General features: G+C 53.4%; 17 protein-coding genes, 1 other RNA gene and 1 pseudogene. 5 read left to right on the forward strand and 14 right to left on the reverse strand.

The features are described from left to right. Positions 1–90: 90 nt before the first annotated feature. The 3 genes from DBY68_RS06895 to ffs all read right to left on the reverse strand — a co-directional run bounded on the left by DBY68_RS06895 (position 91) and on the right by ffs (position 2,855). Complete coding sequence (locus tag DBY68_RS06895) at positions 91–558, reverse strand: hypothetical protein (RefSeq protein ID WP_108474859.1); 468 nt, start codon at positions 556–558, stop codon at positions 91–93. 1,020 nt (positions 559–1,578) lie between these two features. Further along, positions 1,579–2,640, reverse strand: coding sequence for a site-specific integrase (locus tag DBY68_RS06905; protein WP_233503879.1), 1,062 nt, complete (start codon positions 2,638–2,640; stop codon positions 1,579–1,581). 118 nt (positions 2,641–2,758) lie between these two features. Then, positions 2,759–2,855: signal recognition particle sRNA small type (gene ffs, locus DBY68_RS06910), an RNA gene on the reverse strand. Positions 2,856–2,947: 92 nt separating this feature from the next. Here ffs and DBY68_RS06915 point away from each other — a divergent pair. Then, positions 2,948–3,333, forward strand: a pseudogene (locus tag DBY68_RS06915) (MGMT family protein). A 145-nt stretch (positions 3,334–3,478) separates the two neighbouring features. Here the strand turns inward: DBY68_RS06915 and DBY68_RS06920 are convergent. Beyond that, on the reverse strand, positions 3,479–4,048 hold the full coding sequence (locus DBY68_RS06920) for a YbaY family lipoprotein (RefSeq protein WP_108474856.1): 570 nt from the start codon (positions 4,046–4,048) through the stop codon (positions 3,479–3,481). 217 nt (positions 4,049–4,265) lie between these two features. Here DBY68_RS06920 and tesB point away from each other — a divergent pair, with 217 nt between their 5' ends. Continuing rightward, positions 4,266–5,126 (forward strand): acyl-CoA thioesterase II, encoded by an 861-nt coding sequence (gene tesB, locus DBY68_RS06925; protein ID WP_108474855.1) that lies wholly within the window; start codon positions 4,266–4,268, stop codon positions 5,124–5,126. Between the two features lie 229 nt (positions 5,127–5,355). On the opposite strand, the gene amtB is transcribed toward tesB, so the two are convergent. The 5 genes from amtB to DBY68_RS06955 all read right to left on the reverse strand — a co-directional run bounded on the left by amtB (position 5,356) and on the right by DBY68_RS06955 (position 11,770). Beyond that, on the reverse strand, positions 5,356–6,642 hold the full coding sequence (gene amtB, locus DBY68_RS06930) for an ammonium transporter AmtB (protein WP_108474854.1): 1,287 nt from the start codon (positions 6,640–6,642) through the stop codon (positions 5,356–5,358). Between the two features lie 31 nt (positions 6,643–6,673). After that, a complete protein-coding gene (glnK, locus tag DBY68_RS06935) occupies positions 6,674–7,012 on the reverse strand; it encodes a P-II family nitrogen regulator (protein ID WP_015965555.1) in 339 nt (112 codons plus the stop codon). A 729-nt stretch (positions 7,013–7,741) separates the two neighbouring features. Further along, on the reverse strand, positions 7,742–9,520 hold the full coding sequence (locus DBY68_RS06945) for a SmdB family multidrug efflux ABC transporter permease/ATP-binding protein (RefSeq protein ID WP_108474853.1): 1,779 nt from the start codon (positions 9,518–9,520) through the stop codon (positions 7,742–7,744). Further along, positions 9,513–11,288 (reverse strand): SmdA family multidrug ABC transporter permease/ATP-binding protein, encoded by a 1,776-nt coding sequence (locus tag DBY68_RS06950; RefSeq protein ID WP_108474852.1) that lies wholly within the window; start codon positions 11,286–11,288, stop codon positions 9,513–9,515. The genes DBY68_RS06945 and DBY68_RS06950 overlap by 8 nt, the downstream gene beginning before the upstream one ends. A gap of 23 nt (positions 11,289–11,311) precedes the next feature. Beyond that, entirely contained in the window at positions 11,312–11,770 is a 459-nt protein-coding gene (locus tag DBY68_RS06955) for an Lrp/AsnC family transcriptional regulator (protein ID WP_015965558.1), read from the reverse strand. A 115-nt stretch (positions 11,771–11,885) separates the two neighbouring features. Here DBY68_RS06955 and DBY68_RS06960 point away from each other — a divergent pair, with 115 nt between their 5' ends. Further along, on the forward strand, positions 11,886–12,935 hold the full coding sequence (locus DBY68_RS06960) for a PLP-dependent cysteine synthase family protein (protein WP_108474851.1): 1,050 nt from the start codon (positions 11,886–11,888) through the stop codon (positions 12,933–12,935). 47 nt (positions 12,936–12,982) lie between these two features. Here the strand turns inward: DBY68_RS06960 and cof are convergent, their stop codons facing one another. Then, positions 12,983–13,801: an HMP-PP phosphatase gene (gene cof / locus DBY68_RS06965; RefSeq protein ID WP_108474850.1), complete on the reverse strand. Its 819-nt coding sequence runs from the start codon at positions 13,799–13,801 to the stop codon at positions 12,983–12,985. Between the two features lie 98 nt (positions 13,802–13,899). Here cof and DBY68_RS06970 point away from each other — a divergent pair, with 98 nt between their 5' ends. Both DBY68_RS06970 and queC read left to right on the forward strand, forming a co-directional pair. Next, positions 13,900–15,597 carry an SgrR family transcriptional regulator gene (locus DBY68_RS06970; RefSeq protein ID WP_108474849.1) on the forward strand — a complete coding sequence of 566 codons (1,698 nt, stop codon included), beginning with the start codon at positions 13,900–13,902 and terminating at the stop codon, positions 15,595–15,597. Between the two features lie 66 nt (positions 15,598–15,663). After that, entirely contained in the window at positions 15,664–16,356 is a 693-nt protein-coding gene (gene queC / locus DBY68_RS06975; RefSeq protein ID WP_108474848.1) for a 7-cyano-7-deazaguanine synthase QueC, read from the forward strand. A 139-nt stretch (positions 16,357–16,495) separates the two neighbouring features. On the opposite strand, the gene DBY68_RS06980 is transcribed toward queC, so the two are convergent. The 4 genes from DBY68_RS06980 to hupB form a co-directional block, all read right to left on the reverse strand. Further along, entirely contained in the window at positions 16,496–16,894 is a 399-nt protein-coding gene (locus DBY68_RS06980) for a YbgC/FadM family acyl-CoA thioesterase (protein ID WP_015965563.1), read from the reverse strand. A 104-nt stretch (positions 16,895–16,998) separates the two neighbouring features. Then, on the reverse strand, positions 16,999–17,370 hold the full coding sequence (locus DBY68_RS06985) for a helix-hairpin-helix domain-containing protein (RefSeq protein ID WP_108474847.1): 372 nt from the start codon (positions 17,368–17,370) through the stop codon (positions 16,999–17,001). A gap of 148 nt (positions 17,371–17,518) precedes the next feature. Next, the gene (ppiD, locus tag DBY68_RS06990) at positions 17,519–19,393 is read right to left on the reverse strand and encodes a peptidylprolyl isomerase (RefSeq protein ID WP_108474846.1); all 1,875 of its coding nucleotides are present in this window, start codon (positions 19,391–19,393) and stop codon (positions 17,519–17,521) included. A gap of 262 nt (positions 19,394–19,655) precedes the next feature. After that, positions 19,656–19,928, reverse strand: coding sequence for a nucleoid-associated protein HU-beta (gene hupB / locus DBY68_RS06995; RefSeq protein ID WP_015965566.1), 273 nt, complete (start codon positions 19,926–19,928; stop codon positions 19,656–19,658). Positions 19,929–20,047: the final 119 nt, after the last annotated feature.

Genomic DNA, 20,047 nt, shown 5'->3' on the forward strand with positions numbered 1-20,047 from the left:
ACTGATTTCACATGCCTTTACCCGCATAACCACTCACTAGCAACTACAATAACCGTATTTTTCAGTTTTAAGTTACGGTTATAGTTATGTTTAAGCAACTGTTCGTAGATATGCGATTAGAGCTTTCGCCGAGGCTTTACTGTCCAATAGTTCCTGTACTGCGTTATGCTGTTCATCAGTCAATGGCTTACCAGGTGATGCTTTCTTTAATCCACATAGTATTCCCCCCTCTTCTACAAACTTATCCAGTGCTGTAGCAACTGCGGTACAGGCTAATTTGTATTTCTCGATAGAAGATTCACTTGCTGCTAATGTCTTCATCTGTTCTGAACGGGTTAAGATAAGATAATACTTAACCTGTACTTTTGAAAGCTCTGTAGCGTGTTTGACGATGTAGAAGACATCTTTAACAGGTAACTTGTACTTTCCCAATGATTTACACTCTTGAATCGTCTGGTTAATTATTAGAGTTGCTTCTGATGTTAGGCCACTGTAAGTAACACGTTTTAATGCTTCTTCTAACTTTTTATTGTCATAAATCCTTTCTTTTTTTGCCATGATAAATACCCCTATGGAAGATGTTAATTAATATTGGCCTGATGTATTCCTAATACTCAGGCTTTCTATTTCAGAAGAAAATGGGCGGGGTTTATACTCCACGTACCTTCTTGAACCATTCACTATACTCTGGCACTTTATTTTTGCGTAGATTGCTAATGAAATCTTTATCGCAATTCACTTTAAGTAAATTACAAATCCTGGCACTTGTCATATCACCTAGTAGGATATTCTCGTACTGAGAGAATGTTAGTTGAATGAAATTAACCTTTTCTTTTTTTCGTACTGATTTGTTCAATGACTTCCTATTAGTCCTGATCTTATTTTTGGTTTGTATTTTACCGTTTTTCTTTGACATTTTGTCACTCCTCTAAATTAAAACTCATCTCATGTTTAACCTCCTACGGCTGCTGTTTATGTTCGATTGGCTATATGTTAACGGGCAAAATTGCCCCAATCAAGGAATAGTTGCAACTTTTTCTTGACAATATCATTACTATTCAAGTCAAAAAATCATATATCATTTAGGCACTATCTTTGTACTTTTTAACTGGTACATTATTAGATGATTTAGCGAGTATCTTTGTACTTTCTTACTGATACATTCGTAAATTGTTTTAGAAGTATTCATGTATTTTCTAAGTGGTGCATAAATTTATGCGACCTTGCGGTCAGGCAGGATATAAAAAAGAAAAATCAATAAACATAATAACAAATCTATTGAAACACGTTACCTTGCAAGATTTTGTGCTGGACGGTACTATCGAGAGTGGTACAGTACTGTTTTAGTACTACCACTATAATCAATTGATTAACCAGCACAATTTAGTACTAACGGCACCTGGCAGGGCCCCCACCCAATTCTGGGTAAGTACTTGATAGCTATACGCTATAGTACTGAAATCTCTCCTCCATAGCCTTAGTGGTACAAAAACTGTGTATCACCAGTAGGCTACACGATGTCCCTTATGCTCTCCCGTCACTAAGCAGGCTCTCAGCGAAGAGTCTGCTTAGTACGAATCAAATATGTTCTAATAAATCATATAGTTGAGACACTGCAACTGACTTACCATATCTTCGGTATGTGATTGAATTATCTGCATGTCCTAAGAATGCAGCAGCATAATGCTCCACTACACCAGCATTTTTTAACTTAGTGGCAATGTAATGTCGCAGTGAATGAAACTCTGGAACCCCTAATTTTTTGCGATAACCACTAAACCAGCGGGTGAAGTAGTGGCTGTATGACCCTTTATAGAAAGTTAACTGCGGGAACAGTCTACCCTTTTGGTTCTGTACATAGTCCAAAAATCCCATATCTATCAATTTGTTATGAATTGGTATTGTACGTTTACTGTTCTCCGTTTTGACCACCTGTCCATCATGACGATCATCAATCCTGATGCACCATCTTCCCTCATTTTTAAATATATCACCATGATATAGCTGACAAATTTCATTAGCTCTCATCCCCGTAAATCGACCAAGCAAAATAATCCATCTCTTCCAGTCAGGTAAAGCACTGATCCCATTCTCCAGACATCTGATCTGAGCAGAGGTATATGCCTCTCGCTTTTGGGAAACTGGCTCGCGATCCTTTTGGAGCAACCCCTCAAAGGGATTTTGAAAATCATAGTCAGTGCGATGTTTCAGCCATCGGAAAAAACCACTGATTTTCTTAACATATTTGTTCTTTGTAGGAATCGCGACATCGAGCCCGCTAATGAATTCAGCAGCCCTGCTACGCTTAAGCACCTGATCAGTGAAGCTAAAGTACTTTTCAATACAGCGTTTGATAGAAGAAAATTCCCTTTCACAAACTTCACGGCTTTTAAACTCAACGTACTGCTCAGCATGTAGTTTTAGCTCGCTGAGCGACAAGTCTGAATGAGGGGATTGAATCAAATCGATTGTAGTCGTGGCGGTTTCAGTACCCAGCCAAGGACGATCTGCAAAGCGTAAAGATCGCTTTGTCGCTTCAGTCTTTGAACGCGTACCTAACGAACGACGAAACTCGCGGCGTTTACCACAAGGTAAGACGTTAACTTTCCGGTAGTACCAGATCCCATGACGGGAGAGCATAAGGGACATCGTGTAGCCTACTGGTGATACACACTTTTTGTACCACTAAGGCTATGGAGGAGAGATTTCAGTACTATAGCGTATAGCTATCAAGTACTTACCCAGAATTGGGTGGGGGCCCTGCCAGCTACATCCCGGCACACGCGTCATCTGCCCTGGCTGCTTCCTTCCGGACCTGACCTGGTGAACAGAGTAGCGTTGCGGGAGAACCAACAGAGCCCCCATTGAGAGCGTTAGTTACCTAACGCGCTGGCGCATTATCCCTGCAGTGCCATGCAATTGCAAGCCATCTGCGGTTACCTGCTGGATTCTTGCGCAATCGCCCCTTCACAGCACGCAGGTTGCTGATTATGCTGAACGCTGGTTTATCAGGAACAGACTATGGACGCACTCGATTCCTTTCCCCAGCGAGTCTGGCAAATTGTCGCCTCGATCCCGGAAGGCTTCGTCACCACCTACGGTGATGTGGCGCGTCTGGCGGGTTCGCCACGTGCAGCGCGGCAGGTTGGTGGCGTATTAAAGCGCCTGCCGGAAGGCTCTACATTGCCCTGGCATCGGGTAGTGAATCGCCACGGCACCATTTCCCTTACCGGCCCGGATTTACAGCGCCAGCGACAGGCGCTGCTCGCCGAGGGCGTGCAGGTATCAGGCGGTGGGAAGATTGATTTGCAGAAGTACCGCTGGATCTACTAAAAAAAATGCCCTCGCGAGGAGGGCATTACAGGTTACTGACAACGTACGCGTTGTTCTTGCCGGATGCGGCTTCGCTTTATCCGGCCTACAAAATAGTGCAGAAACCTTGTAGGCCTGATAAGCGCCGCACATCAGGCAATGTTGATTACGGGATTTGCGTCGGCGCCGGATCCGAAGAAGACGGATTAACCTGGGTTGGCGACGTTGAGGGTACGGTCGTTGCCGCACCACCGGTTTGTTGCATTGGCATGGCCGTCTGCTGTACCGGAACCAGCGTCAGGTCAGCTTTGGTACCGCCCTGATTGATAATGGGCTGCACGGTGTCAGTAATAAAGATCAGCTTATCATTCAGCGTAATAGCTGCGCTCAACAGAATTCGGGCATTAGGCTGGATGTCCTTCGGGTTGAACGGCAGCACAAAGCTAAAGGGTGCCTGTTTCCCTTCGGTACGCGTCACTTTCTGAGCGATAACTTTGGACGGTGCATCCGCGAGCGAGGCATCAGAAACCGTAACGGTCAACACCGCATCCGGTGGCAGAGCCACTTTCTGACGGATCCAAACGGTACCCGTTACACTCGGCTGCTGAATAGCGCCTTGTGTAGCGCCCACCGCGCTCGGATTTGGCGCAGGGGTCTGGATATCTGCACTCTTATCTGCACAGGCAGACAGGGCGACGGCGATGGCTATTCCACTTAACATTGGCACGATTTTCATTGCGTTCTCCTTTTCGCTCATGCATCTGCAGGATTTTTTCCTGCCAGAGCGACCATTCATAAACAGTCATAACGCGTTAAGTGTGGCACAGATCTCCTTTTTTTTCCTGCAAAGTACCTTTTATTCAGACTTTTGCACCCATCGGACCAGCTGCAAAACTGCGTTATACTGTGCTCATCCCTCGCCGCGGCGATGAAAAATATTATTGAGGACATTTATGAGTCAGGCGCTTTCAAACTTACTGGCATTGTTGAATCTGGAAAAAATCGAAGAAGGATTATTCCGCGGGCAGAGCGAAGATTTGGGGCTGCGTCAGGTATTTGGCGGCCAGGTTGTGGGTCAGGCTCTTTATGCCGCAAAAGAAACGGTGCCCGTTGAACGCCTGATTCACTCGTTTCACAGCTATTTCCTGCGCCCGGGCGACAGCCTGAAGCCGATTGTCTATGACGTTGAAGTGCTGCGCGACGGTAACAGCTTCAGCGCTCGCCGGGTGTCGGCGATTCAGAACGGTAAACCGATATTCTATATGACCGCGTCATTCCAGGCACCAGAGCCGGGTTACGAGCATCAGAAAACCATGCCCGATGCGCCCGCGCCGGAGAGCCTGCCGTCAGAAACCGATATCGCCCGTTCGCTGGAGCATCTGTTACCGCAGGTGTTAAAAGATAAATTCCTCTGCGAGCGTCCGCTGGAAATTCGCCCAGTGGAGTTCCATAACCCACTGAAAGGCCACGTCGCCGAGCCGAAACGTCAGGTCTGGCTGCGCGCTAACGGGGCGGTGCCGGATGACTTACGCGTACACCAGAATTTGCTGGGTTATGCCTCCGATCTCAACTTCCTGCCGGTCGCGCTTCAGCCGCACGGTGTCGGTTTCCTGGAAAAAGGGATGCAGGTTGCGACGATTGACCATTCCATGTGGTTCCATCGTCCGTTTAACCTGAATGAGTGGCTGCTGTACAGCGTGGAAAGTACCTCAGCCTCCAGCGCACGTGGCTTTGTACGCGGCGAGTTCTATTCGCAGGATGGCGTGCTGGTGGCATCGACGGTACAGGAAGGCGTGATGCGTAATCGCGGATAGGTTGACGTCTGAAAGCAAAAGCCTCCGCAAGCGGAGGCTTCAGATTGCTGATAAAGTGCGCTTTGTTCTTGCCGGATGCGGCGAAAACACCTTATCCGGCCTACAAAATCTTGCTAATTCAATATATTGCAGAATCCTTGTAGGCCTGATAAGTGTAGCGCATCAGGCAATTTCGCGTTAGTCATCAGTCTCAAAGCCTCCGCTTGCGGAGGCTTTTTGTGAGCACTGATTAGGCGTTATACGCGTTCTCGCCGTGACTGTTAACATCCAGCCCTTCACGCTCCTGCTCTTCCGGCACGCGCAGCCCCACGGTCAGGTCTGCGACTTTGTAACCAACGAAGGCCACAATGCCCGACCAGACGATGGTGATGCCGATGCTCTCAAGCTGTACCAGCACCTGATGACCCATGGTGACGCCTTCCGCGTAACCGACACCGCCAAAGGAGGTAGAGGCGAAGATACCGGTCAGGATACAGCCTACGATGCCGCACACGCCGTGAACGCCGAAGACATCGCAAGGATCATCCACACGCAACCAGCGTTTCAGGATGGTAACGCCCCACAGCCCGGCCAGCCCCGCAACAATACCGAGGATCAACGCGCCGCCGACACCGATAAAGCCACACGCTGGAGTAATCCCCACCAGGCCCGCAATCGCCCCGGAACACGCGCCCAGCAGAGACGGTTTACCGCGCAGCGCCCATTCACCGAAGACCCAGCCCAGAATCGCTGCCGCCGTTGCCACAACGGTGTTCACGAAAGCCAGACCGGCAATTTCGTTCGCCGCACTCGCTGAACCCGCGTTGAAGCCAAACCAGCCGAAGTAAAGGATGGCGGTACCGATAAACACCATCGGCAGGTTATGTGGTTTGAACGCTTCTTTTCCAAAACCCACGCGTTTGCCAATCAGATACGCCCCGACGAGACCCGCAACCGCAGCGTTGATGTGTACAACCGTACCACCCGCGAAGTCCAGCGCGCCATGAGAGCCCAGCAGACCGCCGCCCCACACCATGTGCGCAATCGGAATGTAGGAGAGCGTCAGCCAGATAACCACGAAAATCAGTACCGCAGAGAAGCGAATACGCTCCGCCAGCGCGCCAACAATCAGGCCAACGGTAATACAGGCGAACGACCCCTGGAAGGCAACGTGGATATACTGATAAAAGGTACCCATCGGTGCGGTCAGGGCAATGCCTTTCAGCATCACCCAGTCAAAGTTACCGAAGAAGCTGCCGCCGGTGCCGAAGGCCAGCGTATAGCCGTAGACCACCCACAGCACGCAGACCAGCGCGAAGGTGACCGCGACCTGCGTCAGCATAGAGAGAACGTTTTTCCCACGAATCAGACCACCGTAAAACAGGGCAATTCCCGGGATGGTCATAAACAGTACCAGCGCGGTACAAATCATCATAAAGGCGTTATCGGCTTTATCGATCGTCGCCGGAGCCGCCATCGCCAGGCCCGGCAACAGCGCCAGAGCCGCCAAACCGGTTTTCAATTTTGCTATTTTCATTTTCTCGATCCCTATCACTGTGCGCCAGGAATTACAGTGCCGCTTCGTCGGCTTCGCCGGTACGAATACGAATCACACGTTGCAGCTCGGCGACGAAAATCTTACCGTCGCCAATTTTTCCGGTGTACGCCGCCTTGCTCACCACATCCACGACTTCATCAAGCTGGTCGTCGGCAATCGCGACATCAATCTTCACTTTCGGCAGGAAGTTCACGCTGTACTCCGCGCCACGATACAGCTCGGCATGCCCCTTCTGACGACCGAAGCCCTTCACTTCCGTCACGGTCAGTCCCTGAATACCAATTGAAGACAACGCTTCGCGGACGTCTTCGAGTTTGAATGGTTTGATTACCACGGTAACCAGCTTCATAGATCCCCTCCAGTCAGAATTCGGTAATGGCTGCTGCTACACGAGATAGATAAAGCAAGGGGCGTGCCAGAATTGAAAATTGAGAGAGAATTGGCGGTTAATGGCGTCAGGCACGTGGCGGTGCACAGGCATTAGCTGGAAATGAAACAAAAACGCACCATGCGAGTGCATGATGCGTGGTTGAATTGCACGCGCTGGTGCGTCTGTTAGCAAATTGCTTAAAAAAAGTGCATCAGTCCGTTAATGATGGTCAGCTAAGCGCAAAGTTCCGTTCACTTTATGTTTTGCGCAATATGTAACATCTGAGTCAGTGAACGGGCAAAGGGGGGCAACCGCGCCCCCCTTCGCCAATCCAGCGGGGACTCGTCGGTTTCAGATACATTGGTTTTTGCTGTTAAATTAAAGACTAAAGACCGCACCGCCGTTGATGGCGTCAAAATCGCCGAAGCGTTCCCTGGAGGCCGGGGCAGCCCACATGGATGTGGGCTAAGGGCGCGGCTTTACAGGGATGTTACCTCGCGCCCGACCCGAAAGCCGTAAGGGATAAGCTGAGGGAACCGCGAAGCGGCGATTTTTCCGCCGGAGCCTGGGGGTGCAGGGGGCGGCGGCGATTGGCCGCCCCCTGCGTGCTCCCTGCGCCTGCACGATTTATATGGCATGGAGCCAGACAGGAGCGCAACGGGGAGATGCTCTGAAAAGTGAATCGGCCCTTAACTGACCAGCATCACATCAGGCGGTCAGCGTTTCATCCTGCGCACTGGCGGCAAGTTCTTCTCCGGCCAGTTGAAGCTGATACATCTGCCAGTAACGGCCTTTGGCTTCCAGCAGTTGCTGGTGCGAACCCTGCTCCACCGCCTGTCCACGATGCAGCACCATAATGGTATCAGCATCGACGATGGTGGAAAGCCGGTGCGCAATCACCACAAGCGTGGTGTGTTCACGCACGGCAGCCAGCGCCTGTTGAATCGCCTGCTCGGTACCGGAGTCGATATTGGCGGTGGCTTCGTCCAGAATCAGTACCTGCGGCGTATCGACCAGCACGCGCGCCAACGCCAGCAGCTGTTTTTGCCCAACGGAGAGATTGTTCCCCTGCTCGCCCAGCGGCGTATAAATGCCATCACTCAGCCCACGCGCCAGCTCCGCCAGCTGCACCGTTTCCAGCGCCTGCCATACCTGCGCTTCGCTGATATCACGGCCAAGCGTAACGTTAGCGAAGAAAGAGTCGGCCAGCACTACCGGATCCTGCTGTACCATGGCGACGCCCTGTCGTAGCACCTGATGACTCAAACTGCCAAGCGGGCGACCACCCAGGCGGATTTCGCCGGCGTTCGGCGAGTAGTATCCCATCAGCAAACTGGCAAGAGTGCTTTTGCCGCTGCCCGTATGCCCCACCAGCGCCACAAAACTGCGCGAGGGAATCGACAGCGAGATATCCTGCAACACCATTCGGTCATCGCGGTAAGCAAAGGAGACGTTATCAATTTCAATGTCGCCGTTGTCCAGTGGACGCGTATCGTCACCGTAGGTCTGGCGCGGCCTGTCCATCAGCTCGAATACGCGCTCACCGGCCACCACCGCCTGTTGCAGCATTGACTGCTGGGTGGTGAGTTCAATCAGCGGTTCATTGAGACGTCCCAGATAGCTGATAAACGCATACAGCACCCCCACTTCAATGGTGCCCACCGAGGTGAAGCCAAACAGCATCAACAGCCCGCACAATATTAACGAGGAAAAAAGGCTTAGCAGTGGTCTCAGCAGGAAGCCATCAAGACGCAGGGTTTGCATACGCGCCAGATAGTGCTGACGGCTATGCTCACCTATGCGTTCGCCAAAGCGTGCCTGCTGACGGAACTGCTGGATAACGCTCATACCGTTGATCACTTCGTTAAAGCCATCGTTGATATCCGCCAGATACGTGCGCACGCGACGTACGATAGGCGTGCTGTAGCGTTGGTAAATCACCATCACCGTCAGTACCGCCGGGAAGATACAAACCGCCACCAGCGCCATGCGCCAGTCGAGGCTAAACATCGCCACCAGCATCGCGCCAATCAGCGCGGCGCTGCGCAGCACCGTTGCCACAACCGTGACGTAGAGATCGCGGATTACTTCCGTATCGTTAGTCACGCGGGAAATCAGTTGCCCTACGGGTTGCGTATCAAATTCGCTGAGCGGCTGGCGCAGCGCGGCGTCCATCACGTCACTTCGTAGCTGTTGCACCACCCCAACCGCCGCACGGTTGAACAGCAGCGACTGGCTATAGTGCAGTGTCGCCGCCAGCAGTTGCAGGCCGATATACGCCGCCGCCAGCCCCGCAACGGTGCCTAACGGAAGAGTGTGTTTCGCCACCATGTTATCGATGAAGTAGCTTATCAGCACCGGCCCCGAGACTTCCGCCGCTGCCGCCACCCATAACATCACCACCGCAATAGAGAGCGGTTTTCGCCACGGTGAACCGTAGGCCAGCAATCTTTTTAATGTCGGCCACAGTTGACCAAAATTACGCATCGGTCACCTCCGACGGTTCTTCATCGGGCACATCATCCAGCGCCGCTTCCAGTTGCTGGTAGCGATACATATCCCGATACCAACCCGGCTGCGTCACCAGCTGTTCATGCTGCCCGCGCTGGCAGAGATGCCCGTGCTGCATCACAATAATTTCACTGGCTTCCGTCAGCGCCGACAAACGATGTGCGCTAATAATCACCGTGCGGCCTTCGCCCCACAGGCGAAGGTTGTGCAAAATCTGATGCTCGGTACGTCCGTCTACCGCTGAGAGCGCATCGTCGAGGATCAGGATTTCGGCATTGAGCAAGAGCGCGCGCGCAATCGAAATGCGTTGTTTCTGCCCGCCGGAGAGCATCACCCCACGCTCGCCCACTTCCGTATCGTAGCCCTGCGGCAGTCGCAGAATATCCTCATGGACGCTGGCAAGACGCGCCACGTGTTCAATCTCTTCTTGAGTCGCGCCAGGACGGCCAAGGGCAATATTATTTCCTACGGTGTCGGAAAAAAGGAACGGTGTCTGACTGACAACCGCCAGGCGGCTGCGCCAGGCATCCAGTTTGAGTTTTGGCAGGGCGATACCGTGAAAATCGATTTCGCCTTTTTCCACATCAAAGTGACGCTGAATCAGTGACAGAATGGTAGATTTCCCGGAGCCCGTCGGGCCGCAAATGCCCAGCATCTGCCCCGGTTGCAGCGTGAAGTGGACTTTCGTCAGCGTGGCTTTTTCCGTTTGCGGATAATGGAACTGCTCAATGGCAACCTTCAGCACGCCGCGCCCGTCAGGCACCGATTCGCTGCCGTCATTGACCACCGGCGCTTCCATCAGCATGGCGCGAATACGGCTGTAAGCGGCGCTGCCGCGCTCGACAATATTAAACATCCACGCCAGCGCCAGCATCGGCCAGATCATTAAACCAAGATACATTACAAAGCTGGTCAATTGGCCGAGCGTCAGCGTGCCCTGAAGTACCATCCAGCTTCCGCCGCCGATAGCCAGCAGATTTGCCATACCGATGGCGATATAAATCGTCGGGTCAAAACGGGCATCAATACGCGCCACGCGCATATTTTTCGCCCCGGTATCCGCTGCATCGGCGGCGAACAGCGCCGACTGGCGATCTTCCAGGCCAAAGGCTTTAATCATGCGAATACTGGTCAGGCTCTCTTGTGTACGGTCGTTCAGACTTGAGAATGCCGCCTGCGCCAGCTTAAAGCGATTATGCAGCATGTCGCCGTAGCGCTTAATCGCCAGCGCCATAATCGGCATCGGTAACAGCGCCAGTAAGGTAAGCTGCCAGCTGATTTGCGTGGACATCACAATTAACACCGCACAGCCCATCACCAGCGAATCGACCAGCGTCAGCACACCTTCCCCGGCGGCAAAGACAACACGGTCAACATCGTTGGTGGCGCGCGCCATTAAATCACCGGTGCGGTGACGCAGATAAAATTCCGGGTGCTGGCGACTCAACTGGCGATAAAAGTCTTCCCGCAGTTCGACCGCGAGTTGATAGGACGCACCAAACAGCAGCACGCGCCAGACATAACGCAGCAGATAAACCACGATGGCAATCGCCACCATCAGGCCAATCCACATCCAGATGGTCGTCGCGGTGTAGTGTTGTTGGGTGACGCCGTCAACAACGTAACCCACCACCTTCGGCGGGATCAGTTGAAGAATGGCGATAACCACCAGCAGCGCGACAGCGCCAAGATAGCGACGCCACTCCCGGCGGAAGTACCAGCTTAATTGAGCAAATAATCGCACGCAGTAAAATTCCAGAGATAGTGTTATTCGATGGGAAGCGCTGTGGTGTATTTAATCTGTTCCATCGCAAAACTTGAGGTGACGTCCGAGAGTCCGGGGACGCGATTCACCAGGCTTTTATAAAAATCATCGTAGCGTTTCATGTCGGCGACCTGCACCCGCATCAGGTAGTCATATTCGCCGGCCATACGCCAGAAGCCAAGCACCTCAGGCATCTGGCTGACTTCATTCACGAAACGACTATACCATTCACTGCTGTGATGTTGCGTTTTTATCAGCACAAACGCGGTGAGGCCGAGCCCCAGTTTCTCCGCATCCAGCAACGCCACGCGCCCAAGTAAAATGCCGTCATCTTCCAGCCGCTTGAGCCGCTTCCAGCAGGGTGTGGTGGTCAGATTAACGGCATCGGCCAGTGCCTGCAAAGAGAGGGTGCAGTCCGTTTGCAGCAGCGAAAGCAGCTTGCGGTCAATTTTATCTAACATCGCCCACCTCAGGAGAAAATTTTTCTCCTGTAAGTCTATTTTAAAGTGTAGATAGCAACAATTTTTTCCGCATCTTTCGCTAAGCTAGGCACAAAATGACAAATGGAAAATCGCCATGAACAGCACCTGGGTCAAGAACGCCATTAGCGAAATTAACGCCGATTATCAACGTAGCGCCGACACGCACCTGATTCGTCTGTCGCTGCCGGCGTTTCCCGGTATTCAGCTCTACTTAAAAGATGAAAGCACCCACCCCACCGGCAGCCTGAAACATCGTCTGGCGCGGTCGCTGTTCCTGTATGGCCTGTGCAATGGCTGGATCAAAGAAGGCACGCCCATTATTGAAGCGTCTTCCGGTTCCACCGCCGTGTCGGAAGCCTATTTTGCTCGCCTGCTGGGGCTGCCGTTTATCGCCGTCATGCCCTCGTGCACGGCAAAACGCAAAATCGAACAGATTGAGTTCTACGGCGGACGCTGCCATTTCGTGCAGAGCGCTTGTGAAATTTATGCCGCCTCCGAAACGCTGGCGCGTGAATTGAACGGTCACTATATGGACCAGTTTACTTTCGCCGAACGCGCAACCGACTGGCGCGGAAACAACAACATTGCCGACAGTATCTTCCGCCAGATGAGCCATGAACCTAACCCAATCCCTGACTGGATTGTAATGAGCGCGGGTACCGGCGGCACATCGGCGACCATTGGCCGCTACATTCGTTGCCAGGGGCATAACACACAGTTAATGGTGGTCGATCCGCAAAACTCGGTGTTTATGGACTACTGGCAACGCCGCGACGGCAGCCTGCGCAGCAGCGTTGGCAGTAAAATTGAAGGGATTGGCCGCCCACGCGTCGAGCCTTCCTTTATTCCTGATGTGGTCGATGACATGCTACGGGTACCGGATGCAGCAAGCGTGGCAACCGCACAATGGCTGGAGGGCCAGTTAGGCCGTAAGGTTGGCGCCTCCACCGGCACCAACATGTGGGGCGCATTGCAACTCGCCGCGCGGATGCATAAAGAGGGGCGCAGCGGATCAATCGTGACGCTGCTGTGCGACAGCGGCGAGCGATATCTGGATACCTATTACAATGCAGAATGGGTGAAAGAGAATATCGGCGATCTCGCACCGTGGCAGGCAGAAATTGAGTGCCTGCTGGCGCGATAAGCGAAAAAAAGCCGGGCTTATCATCCCGGCTTGCTGGAAAGGTCTCATTATTCGGGGGAATAAGGAAGGTTGGGTTTGTCCAGCCAATGTGTCAAATAGTGAGAGACCGCCTGATTCTGGCAGTGTCCGATAACCGGTAGATGCGGCAATGCCGCTTTCAGTTGTCCCATCGCGTTGCCCATCACCAGGCCACGCCCGACCAGGCTCAACATTTCGCGATCGTTCATCGCATCGCCAAATGCCATACATTCTTGCATCGTCAGGCCAAGATGCGCACTAAGCACCGTCAGCGCCGCGCCCTTGTTGCAGCCAACAGGCAACACTTCCAGACAATCAACCGCCGAAAAACAGAGATGCGCACGATCGCCCAATGCCTCTTGAAGCTGAATGCTCAGACGCGCAAGATCATCGTGATCGCCGCAAAAACAGATCTTGGTCACCTCATGGGCCGGGATCTGCCGCAAATCGCGCAGTTGATAGTGAAAGCCGCTGTACCTATGCGCCTGCAACATTTCCGGAATCGCTTTGCCGGTGAACCAGCCGTTATCGTTGAAAACGTGCATGCTGGCGTGGGTCTCCCAGCGGGCATGCAACACTTCATCGGCCACGTCCGGGGCAAGGTCGCTGCGATGCATGACATCGCCGTGCAGAGAGTGAACACGGGTTCCGTTGCCCGTAATCAGGAAAGCGTCGAGCGCCAGTTGATCAATTAGCGGGCGCATTTCAAGCACGTGCCGACCCGTGGCGAAGGTCAGCGTAATGTCGCGTTCGCGCAGACGCTTAAGCGTAGCGATCGTCTCATTACCCAGCCGATGATCGGGCATCAGCAGAGTGCCATCCATATCAAATGCCGCCAGTTTTGCCATTTTATCTCCGCCTGTGATCCCGCTCTCTTGCGTACCAGTATTGCCTGAGATATACGGAAGTAATACTGAATTGTTCACATTTATTGTTCCGGGTTTTTATGCGACTGCTAAACCGACTAAACCAGTTTCAGCGCCTGTGGCTGCCCTCTTCCGGTGCGCCGCAGCAGGTCACCATTGCCGATCTCGCGACGCGCTGTTTTTGCAGCGAACGACATGTGCGTACCCTGTTGCGTCAGGCGAGCGAGGCGGGCTGGCTCAGTTGGCAGGCGCAGTCCGGGCGCGGGAAGCGCGGTACGCTGACCTTCCACACGACGCCGGACGCACTGCGTAATGAGATGATGGAGCTGGCGTTAAACAGCGGTCAGCAACACAATGCGCTGGAACTGGCGCAACTGGCACCGGTGGAACTGCGCGCGCTGCTGCACCCTTTTCTGGGCGGCCAGTGGCAGAACAATACGCCGACGCTGCGCATCCCCTACTATCGTCCGCTGGAACCGTTGCATCCCGGCTTTTTGGTGGGTCGCGCCGAACAGCATTTAGCGGGGCAAATTCATTCCGGACTGACTCGCTTTGGCCGTGATACCGCCCGCCCGGAAGGCGATCTTGCGCACCACTGGGAAGTATCAGCAGACGGGCTACGCTGGCAGTTCTATATTCGCTCCAGCCTGCACTGGCACAATGGCGACCCCATCGAAACGGCCCAGCTTAAGCAACGACTGGAAATGCTGCTGACGCTGCCCGGTTTGCGCAAACTGTTCGCCAGCGTGGAACAGGTAGCACAGCCCCACGCCCAGTGCCTGAGCTTTACGCTTTCGCACCCGGATTACTGGTTGCCGCATCGGCTGGCAAGCTATTGCAGCGTGCTGGCGCATCCCGACGATCCCACGCTCGGCTGTGGCCCATTCCAGCTGAAGATCTTTGAGCCCGATCTGGTGCGTCTGGAAAGTCACCATCGCTATCATCTGGGGCATCCGCTGTTACAGGCGATCGAGTTCTGGATCACCCCACAGCTTTTCGAACAGGATCTGGGCACCAGTTGCCGTCATCCGGTGCAAATCGCGGTCGGCGAAGCGGAAGAACTCAGTCAGCTACGGCTGGTGAGCAACAGCATCAGCCTCGGCTTTTGCTACCTGACGTTTCGTCAGAGTTCAAGGCTGTCGAAAGCCCAGGCGCAACGGGTGATTTCGCTGATTCATCACAGCGGCCTGCTGGAATCATTGCCGGTAGATGAAAATCTGATAACACCCAGCGAGGCGCTGCTTCCCGGCTGGGCGATTCCGCCAGCACCGGAAGACAACACGCCCCTGCCGCCGCGTCTAACGCTGCATTATCACCTGCCTGTTGAGTTGCACACCATGGCCGGGGAGCTTAAACAGGCGCTGGCGCAGCAGGGCTGTGAACTGACGCTCTGCTTCCACGACGCGAAAAGCTGGGACGATTATCCGGATCTGGATCAGGCCGATCTGCTAATGGGCGATCGGTTGATTGGCGAAATGCCGGAATACACCCTTGAGCAGTGGCTGCGCTGCGATCCGTTATGGCCCGCCATACTAAGCGAGTCACGTTACTCAGCGCTGGTTACCGCGCTGGATGCCGCACAGGCGCTGGAGGACGAGGCACAGCGCATCGCGGCGCTGAAAACTATTTTCACCCTGTTAATGGAAGAAGGCATGCTCACGCCGCTGTTTAACTATCAATACCAAATCAGCGCGCCGCCGGGCGTAAACGGCATTCACCTTAACGCGCGCGGCTGGTTTGATTTCACCCAGGCCTGGCTGCCGCCGTCAACACGGTGAAGAAGCTGGTCGCCACGCTGCCCGCGCGTTACCATAGCGTCTTTATCGTCATCAACAGGAAATGCTATGAAACGCGCGGTTGTCGTCTTTAGCGGCGGACAAGATTCCACTACCTGCCTGGTGCAGGCGCTCCATCAATATGATGAGGTTCACTGCGTCACTTTTGATTATGGTCAGCGTCATCGCGCAGAGATCGACGTCGCCCGTGAACTGGCATTAAAACTGGGCGCGCGTGCTCATAAAGTTCTCGATGTCACCCTGCTTAATGAACTGGCGGTCAGCAGCCTGACGCGCGACAGTATTCCGGTGCCGGACTATGAACCAGACGCTGACGGTATTCCGAATACCTTCGTGCCGGGACGCAATATTCTGTTCCTGACTCTGACGGCGATTTACGCCTATCAGGTACAGGCAGAAGCGATCATCACGGGCGTTTGTGAAACCGATTTTTCCGGCTACCCGGACTGCCGCGACGAGTTTGTTAAGGCGCTGAATCACGCGGTGAACCTCGGCATGGCAAAAGATATTCGTTTCGAAACGCCGCTGATGTGGCTCGATAAAGCCGAAACCTGGGCGCTGGCGGACTACTGGGGCAAACTCGACCTGGTGCGTAATGAAACGCTGACCTGCTATAACGGCATTAAAGGCGATGGCTGCGGGCATTGCGCGTCCTGCCATCTGCGGGCTAACGGGCTGAACCACTATCTGGCGGATAAAGTCGGCGTGGCGGCAGCGATGAAGCAGAAAACCGGGTTGTAGGCCTGAAAAGCAAAGCGCATCAGGCGATGTGCGGCGTAACCGCCGGATGCGGCTTACGCCTTATCCGGCCTACATGGCTTGCCCGGCCTGGCGGCCATTTGTAGGCCCGGTACGCGAAGCACCACCGGGCAATGTGCACTTACGCGACCATCTGCTCCAGGTGTTCGCGTAATTCCCCTTCCAGAGGCAACGCCTTCTGCGTTTTCAGGTCAATGCAGACAAACGTAATCAATGCATCCGCCACGACCTGCCCTTCCGGGTCGAGTGTGACTACCTGGCTTAATACGCCGCTTTTCCCGTTTAGCTGCTCCACTTTACTGGTTACCGTCAGCACATCGCTCAGCACCGCCGGGCGGCGGTAGTTAATATTAATATTCACCACCACGAAGGCGATATGGTGCGCGGTCATCCACTGGAAACTGGCGCTGTTTTCCAGCCCATCCCAGCGAGCCTCTTCGAGAAACTCCAGATATCGGGCGTTATTGACGTGCTGATACACGTCCAGGTGATACCCGCGAACTTTAATTTTTGTCTGCATAGCGCCATAGCCTTACATGTTATTAGAAGAGTCAGAGGTCACACCACTGGTATGACCTCTTTAGTCTGGCAAACTTTGACGCCAGCGCAAGCCGTGAGAAGCAATTAAAGCGTGAGATGGCTCAAATTACGTTCCACCAGCGCGTTGCCCATTCCCGGCACCTGCTTCAGGTCATCCACCGTTTTGAACGGGCCGTACTCTTCGCGATAGCTGACAATCGCCTGCGCTTTCTTAAGCCCCACCCCGTTCATTGCCTGCGCCAGTTCTTCCGCCGAGGCCGAGTTGATGCTGACTTTACTGCCACCCTCATCGTTGGTTTTCGCGGCAGGCTCCGCTTTCATCTGCTCGGAACTCGCCTTCGCGCTTTGCGTCGCTGTCGGTTTTGCCCCGGCAGTGGAAGCTGCCTGTGCGCTTAAACTCATCCCCATGCAAGACATGACTGCGGCAATCGCCAGCATTTTGATTCCACGTTTCATACTGATTTCTCCTTGTTGATTGATAGCGAAGCCAACATAGCGAGGTGCGAAAAACAATTCAAAAGGCAGATTTCAAATGTGGAAAAGGCCGCGAAAGCGGCCTTTGAGGTGTGCATCGCATTACAAATTAATGCGAGGAAGGTTCCGATTATTGTTGCTGGTCGACGATGTCGCCCATCTTAATCTTCGCTGCTTTACGCAGGTTGCTCATCAATGCTTCGAACGCAATTTGCGCGTTGTTCTGGGTGATACCCTGAACCATCGCTTTCTTCTGCGCTTCCGGCATTTCGCCCGCTTTTACTTCGTCCAGCGCCAGCAGAACCACGTTGCCCTGCATGTCGTTGCCCATACCAAAGCTTGGTTTACCCGGCTTAGGTAACGGCAGTGCGAAGGTTGCCTGGCTCAGCGGATCCTGACCGGTACGGCTCAGGGTTTTGGCTTCGCCAAAGTGCAGACCAGCGGCTTTCATCGCATCGTCCCCTTTACCGTCTTTCAGCGCAGCCAGCAGTTTTTCAGCATCGAGTTTCGCCTGCTGTTCCGCTTTGTTGTGCTTAACGATATCGGTCACCTGCGCTTTCACTTCATCCAGCGGTTTCACGGTTTCCGCTTTGTGCTCAGCGACACGCAGCACGAAAGCACGATCGCCATCGACGGTGATGATATCGGAGTTGTTACCCGGCGCGCCGTTTTCGCCCACCAAACCACCGTTGAAGATAGCATCAGTAACCGGTTTGAAGTTCAATTCAGCCGGGACGTTATCGTGACCAAACCAGCCGGTCACCGCCGCTTTGACGCCCGCAACCTGCTCTGCGCTCGCCAGAGAGTCGTTGTCGCTGCTGGCAGCATCACTCACTTTCTGTTGCAGCGCATAATAAGCATCCAGCGCTTTTTCCTGTTTCACTTTGTCAGCGATTTGCGCGTGAACATCTGCCAGCGGCTTCACCTGTTCCGGCTGAACATCGTCCAGACGGGCAATCAGGAAGCCCACGGAAGATTTGATTACGCCAGACAACTGACCTTTCTCTTTCAGGCCCGCGTCTTTCAGTTCCGGTACGGTGGCGGAATCGTCCATCCAGCCCATATCGCCGCCGTTACGTTTAGAGATAACGTCGGTGGATTTCTCTTTCGCAATCGCTGCAAAGTCGCCGCCGTTGTTCAGCTCATCAAGGATAGCTTTGGCATCGGCTTCGGTTTTGGTCTGGATGATGCTGTAACGTTTACGCTCAGGCTGAGTGAACTCATCCTTGTGCTGGTCATAGTAAGCCTGTACATCCTCTTCAGACGCGGAAGACGGCATACTCGCCGCATCCAGCTTGATGTAGGTTACGCGGAACTGCTCCGGCGCAACAAACTGACCTTTATTCTGTTCGTAGTAGCTGGCAACGTCCTGATCGCTAACCTGCTGCTTTGCCGCCAGCGCGTTAACGTCAATGGTGGCTTCACGCACCACACGCTGCTGGGAAACCAGCGCAGCCAGTTGGTCGGTTTCACCTGGCAGCATAAAATCAGTTCCGGCAACGGCGCTAATCAGCTGGTTAGTGGTCAGCTGGTTACGCAGCGCCTGCGCGTATTGATCGGCGGTCATACCCATTTGATTCACCAGCGCGTTGTAGCGGGCGTTATCGAATTTACCTTCGTTCTGGAAGGCCGGGGTCGCGAAGATCGCTTTACGCACCTGTTCATCGCTAATGCCGAGGCCCAGCTCTTTGGCGTATTGGTCGAGCAGCGCTTCATCCACCAGGCGGCTCAGCACCTGCTGACGCATCGTTTTGATGTAATTTTCGTTCGCCGCCAGTTCGGAGAATTGATCGCCCATCTGCTGCTGCATACGGTTACGTTCGCTGGCAACAGCGTTTTCAAACTGACCGCGGCTGATTTCCTGGCCATTCACCTTCGCGGCATAGTTGTTGCCGCCGCCGATCAGATAGCCACTTACGCCGGTCAAAATGAACGACACAATAATGATACCGAAAATTACCTTGAGCACGACGCTATTGGCTGCCGTGCGTAAATTGTCCATCATGGTGTAACAACACTCCGCTGTAGGTGACTTTTATACCCGTCCTGCCGCAGGTTGCTGACAACCCGGCAAATTCAGAGCAAATACCTCGTGCAGCATAGCACGTCTCGACCGCTGCGCGTGAGGCCGTATTTTGACAAGAAAACGGGGCCGTTGTCAGCCCGAAACGCGTAGAAACTCGCAGAAAGTGACATTTTGGACATAAAAAAAGGCACATCGTTCGATGCGCCCTTGTACTGTTTCACATTCCCAAACGGGAAAACGATCAGTTTACCGCGTCTTTCAGTGCTTTACCTGCACGGAACGCTGGTACTTTCGCTGCAGCGATGGTGATCTCTTTACCAGTTTGCGGGTTGCGGCCAGTACGGGCAGCACGCTCTTTAACGGCAAAAGTACCAAAACCTACCAGCGCAACATCATCCCCGGATTGCAGAGATTCAGTAACAGAAGCAATTAAAGCGTCTAACGCACGTCCAGCCGCAGCTTTGGAGATATCCGCACCCGCAGCAATTTTGTCAATCAGTTGAGATTTATTCACTGTTCTCTTCCTCTCTTTATTATTTATATCGCACCTGAATCCTTCACGGTGCAACGCGCAGCAGTTATATCAGGACTGTCATGCCCTTACAACAATAGTTGTCGATAACAGCCCTGTCA

The sequence above is a fragment of the Pseudocitrobacter sp. RIT415 genome, from assembly GCF_003057695.2.
Classification (GTDB): domain Bacteria; phylum Pseudomonadota; class Gammaproteobacteria; order Enterobacterales; family Enterobacteriaceae; genus Pseudocitrobacter; species Pseudocitrobacter faecalis.

Bases quoted from the DNA above. Each gene is read 5' to 3' on its own strand.
- DBY68_RS06895 (WP_108474859.1), bottom strand. From the start codon at position 558: ATGGCAAAAAAAGAAAGGATTTATGACAATAAAAAGTTAGAAGAAGCA.
- DBY68_RS06905 (WP_233503879.1), bottom strand. From the start codon at position 2,640: ATGCTCTCCCGTCATGGGATCTGGTACTACCGGAAAGTTAACGTCTTA.
- DBY68_RS06920 (WP_108474856.1), bottom strand. From the start codon at position 4,048: ATGAAAATCGTGCCAATGTTAAGTGGAATAGCCATCGCCGTCGCCCTG.
- tesB (WP_108474855.1), top strand. From the start codon at position 4,266: ATGAGTCAGGCGCTTTCAAACTTACTGGCATTGTTGAATCTGGAAAAA.
- amtB (WP_108474854.1), bottom strand. From the start codon at position 6,642: ATGAAAATAGCAAAATTGAAAACCGGTTTGGCGGCTCTGGCGCTGTTG.
- glnK (WP_015965555.1), bottom strand. From the start codon at position 7,012: ATGAAGCTGGTTACCGTGGTAATCAAACCATTCAAACTCGAAGACGTC.
- DBY68_RS06945 (WP_108474853.1), bottom strand. From the start codon at position 9,520: ATGCGTAATTTTGGTCAACTGTGGCCGACATTAAAAAGATTGCTGGCC.
- DBY68_RS06955 (WP_015965558.1), bottom strand. From the start codon at position 11,770: ATGTTAGATAAAATTGACCGCAAGCTGCTTTCGCTGCTGCAAACGGAC.
- DBY68_RS06960 (WP_108474851.1), top strand. From the start codon at position 11,886: ATGAACAGCACCTGGGTCAAGAACGCCATTAGCGAAATTAACGCCGAT.
- cof (WP_108474850.1), bottom strand. From the start codon at position 13,801: ATGGCAAAACTGGCGGCATTTGATATGGATGGCACTCTGCTGATGCCC.
- DBY68_RS06970 (WP_108474849.1), top strand. From the start codon at position 13,900: ATGCGACTGCTAAACCGACTAAACCAGTTTCAGCGCCTGTGGCTGCCC.
- queC (WP_108474848.1), top strand. From the start codon at position 15,664: ATGAAACGCGCGGTTGTCGTCTTTAGCGGCGGACAAGATTCCACTACC.
- DBY68_RS06980 (WP_015965563.1), bottom strand. From the start codon at position 16,894: ATGCAGACAAAAATTAAAGTTCGCGGGTATCACCTGGACGTGTATCAG.
- DBY68_RS06985 (WP_108474847.1), bottom strand. From the start codon at position 17,370: ATGAAACGTGGAATCAAAATGCTGGCGATTGCCGCAGTCATGTCTTGC.
- ppiD (WP_108474846.1), bottom strand. From the start codon at position 19,393: ATGATGGACAATTTACGCACGGCAGCCAATAGCGTCGTGCTCAAGGTA.